Consider the following 3,238-nt stretch of genomic DNA (forward strand, 5'->3'; position numbering starts at 1 on the left):
AGCATTGCTGGCACTTCGAGGGTCAGTTATCCCAGGGATAACTACCTGGAAATAGCTCAGCATCCCCATAAAACCCAGTTGTTTGACTTCCATTCCCCCGAAACCCACTGTTCAAACCCTTCACTCCATTTTGAAAGGCAAGAGTAAGACGGGTTCTGTATTCTGTGCTACCGTTTGCATTGGGAATTGCTGGGTGTTGGCAGGCTTTTTGGCTGTGATCGGTAAACAGTAAGGGATTTGCGCTTTGATAATGTACCATTTAGGGCTGGTCTTATTCTTCTACAGAGCGATTTTCTGGCTGGGATATTATTCCCACGCAAGTCCCTAAACTGAAAACTCAAATCTGATCACTGATAACTGATCACTGATCACTGATCACTGAATCGCCCCTCTTGCCTCTGAGAAAAAAAAATGCTACGATAAAACCAAATCAGGCTTCTACGTTGGTGACTGCCTTTCAAGTTTTTTGATCTATGCTTGATTGTGATAAGGGAGCAAGTAACCAATCCGTGTGGTAGTAAACCGAGCTTGTACTCGGAAACAGAAACGCGGAATATAAGTTCCCACCTGGTTAACCCAGGTCATAAACTTAGGTAAAACGGCGTAGCGGTCTTTTCAAGTTTTTCGAGCATATATAGGTCAAATTCTGGGCATAAGCACTGTAAGCTGTACTGAATTTCAACTCCGTATTGGAAATTTTAGTACAAATGCTCAAACTGCCTCTCCCTGCTCCCCTGCAATCTTAACGAGTAATTTAGATAGTCAAGAGCTTAAGTAGGGAGGCAAATTATTTGTAGGATGGGTTAGCGGTAGCGTAACATGAGCAGGCGTTGGGTTTCATGCTTCAACCCAACCTACGTTCTGTTGACTCTTGCAAGAGTGCAAGAGTGCCTCATCTCAACAAGCAATTTAAATGCGCGGGCAGCTTATCTATATTTTTTTCTAGGTTAAAGACTGCTGTTTTCGGTAACGCTCGTCACCGCTAAATTGTGACAATCCGGACTACACTAGGGAAAAATTTATGAATTATTGTTAAGCAATGACTGAAAAACAGCCAAGAGTTGTTATCATCGGCGGCGGATTTGCGGGTTTATACACGGCCAAAGCCCTAAAAAACGCCCCCGTTCATGTTACCCTCATCGATAAGCGAAATTTCCATCTTTTTCAGCCCCTCCTCTATCAAGTCGCTACTGGGGCGCTGTCTCCGGCCGATATCTCCTCACCTTTGCGCTTAATCCTACGGGGTCATGACAATACAGATATTCTCCTCGATCATGCCATAGATATAGATCCAGTTAAGGGAGAAGTGATCTTGAAAGATCACCCGCCGATCGCCTACGATCAGTTAGTCATTGCCACGGGAGTCAGTCATCACTATTTTGGCAATGATCAATGGCAGCCCTACGCTCCCGGGTTAAAAACCATTGAAGACGCAGTAGAAATGCGTCGTCGCATCTATCTCGCTTTCGAGAAGGCCGAGAAAGAAATCGATGCCGAAAAGCGGCAAGCTTTATTAACTTTTGTTATTGTCGGAGGCGGACCGACGGGGGTAGAATTAGCAGGAGCGATCGCTGAAATTGCCCACGGTGCGCTTAGGTCTGATTTCCACCAGATTAACCCCACAGAAGCGAAAATTTTGCTCTTAGAAGGGATGGATCGAGTATTACCCCCATATTCACCCGATTTATCCGCTAAAGCTGCCGCTTCTCTCACAAAATTAGGGGTGACAGTGCAAACTAACAGCATCGTTACCAATATTGTTGAAGGTTGTGTCAGCGTCCGTCAGGGAGAAAAAACCACAGAAATCGCTGCCGAGACAATTTTATGGGCAGCGGGGGTAAAAGCATCGAGAATGGGGCGAATTTTGGCCGAAAGAACTGGGGTAAATCTCGATCGCGTCGGTCGGGTAATCGTCGAACCGGATTTAAGTATCGCTGGTTATGCCAATATTTTTGTGATCGGGGATCTGGCTAATTTTGCCCATCAGGGAGATAAACCTTTACCCGGAATTGCCCCCGTGGCCATGCAGGAGGGCGAATATCTGGCCAATTTATTAATTTCTCGCCTAAAAGGGCAAACTATTCAACCTTTTCATTATATCGATCGAGGTAGTCTGGCAGTGATCGGCCAAAATGCGGCCGTGGTTGATTTGGGATTTGTCAAGTTTTCTGGGTTCATCGCTTGGTTAGTCTGGGTTTGGGCCCATATTTACTATCTGATCGAATTTGATAATAAATTAGTGGTGATGGTGCAATGGGGTTGGAATTATTTTACCCGCGGTCGTGGCGCTCGTTTGATTACGGGAGAGGGGCAGAATTTAGCCTCGGGACAATTGCCGCAAAATAACAGCCAAAATAATAATAATCTCGCCGTTTCTAACCAGACGGAAACTCTCTCTCCACCGATTGTGAAAGTGTGAAAAAAATAGCCGTGATTATCTAGTTATCAGTTAGCCGGTAAGAACAATCGATCATGAAAATAGAACATCCTAACAGTCTGGAAATTACCCCAGAGGAAAGCCAAGAATTAGAATATTTACGAGTTACAATTGAACGAGCGATCAAAGATGGTGTGATCACAAGAATAGAATTTGAATCGATTAAAATGATCATGTTTTCTAACAAGAAAAACAATCCCGACCAAATCCTTCGTCAGGTGACACTCTATCGCAAGTTAGTCGTTGAAAAACTGAATAATAGCGAACTAATTTTTGAATCTCCTCAATAGGGCGAAATGCTGTTGTAAGCTGCCCGCGCATTTAAATTGCTTGTTGAGATAGGGTGCATCTCACATTTGCAGGAATACCGACAATCAGCAATTGTCCGTGACTCTTAGATGATGACAAATGTATCAGCAGCTGCGTGTAAGCATCCCACCGAAAAGCTAATGCGCGGGTAGGGTTGATTCATTTAAATTAAGTACAGCTGATTTTGAGTCAATAAATTTGAATGAAAATTCTCAAGTTTATCTTTTTCTAATCAAAAGAGTTAGTGACAATAACTAATCTTTAATCCTCTGCCAATATTGATTATGAATAAATTGATAAAGCTTGTTCCCAAGCCACTAAAAGCCTATCTCTCTTCAAATTTTCTGAGAGTACATCCTGTTAATTTAGCTAATTTTTCTGCTTCTTACGTCGATAAAACTATCAGTTTTTCCCAACGTTCAGCTAACCACCTCTGTCCCTCTGTTATTGAGAGAAAACCCAAACCTCTGAAAAGATTCAATCCTATAGTTG

General features: G+C 43.2%; 3 protein-coding genes and 1 other RNA gene. All 4 read left to right on the forward strand.

The genetic code is table 11. The features are described 5' to 3' along the window. Positions 1–429: 429 nt before the first annotated feature. Positions 430–617: non-coding RNA, 6S RNA (ssrS, locus tag PX481_RS07815), on the forward strand. A gap of 422 nt (positions 618–1,039) precedes the next feature. Beyond that, positions 1,040–2,419: an NAD(P)/FAD-dependent oxidoreductase gene (locus tag PX481_RS07820; protein ID WP_288025012.1), complete on the forward strand. Its 1,380-nt coding sequence runs from the start codon at positions 1,040–1,042 to the stop codon at positions 2,417–2,419. A 53-nt stretch (positions 2,420–2,472) separates the two neighbouring features. Continuing rightward, a complete protein-coding gene (locus PX481_RS07825) occupies positions 2,473–2,727 on the forward strand; it encodes a hypothetical protein (protein ID WP_288025015.1) in 255 nt (84 codons plus the stop codon). Between the two features lie 303 nt (positions 2,728–3,030). Further along, the coding region (locus PX481_RS07830; protein WP_288094232.1) for a hypothetical protein at positions 3,031–3,238 on the forward strand (208 nt) is incomplete at its 3' end.

The organism is Microcystis sp. M53603_WE2, assembly GCF_030065435.1.

Coding starts and splice junctions, on each gene's coding strand:
- PX481_RS07825 (WP_288025015.1), top strand. CDS start 2,473: ATGAAAATAGAACATCCTAACAGTCTGGAAATTACCCCAGAGGAAAGC.
- PX481_RS07820 (WP_288025012.1), top strand. CDS start 1,040: ATGACTGAAAAACAGCCAAGAGTTGTTATCATCGGCGGCGGATTTGCG.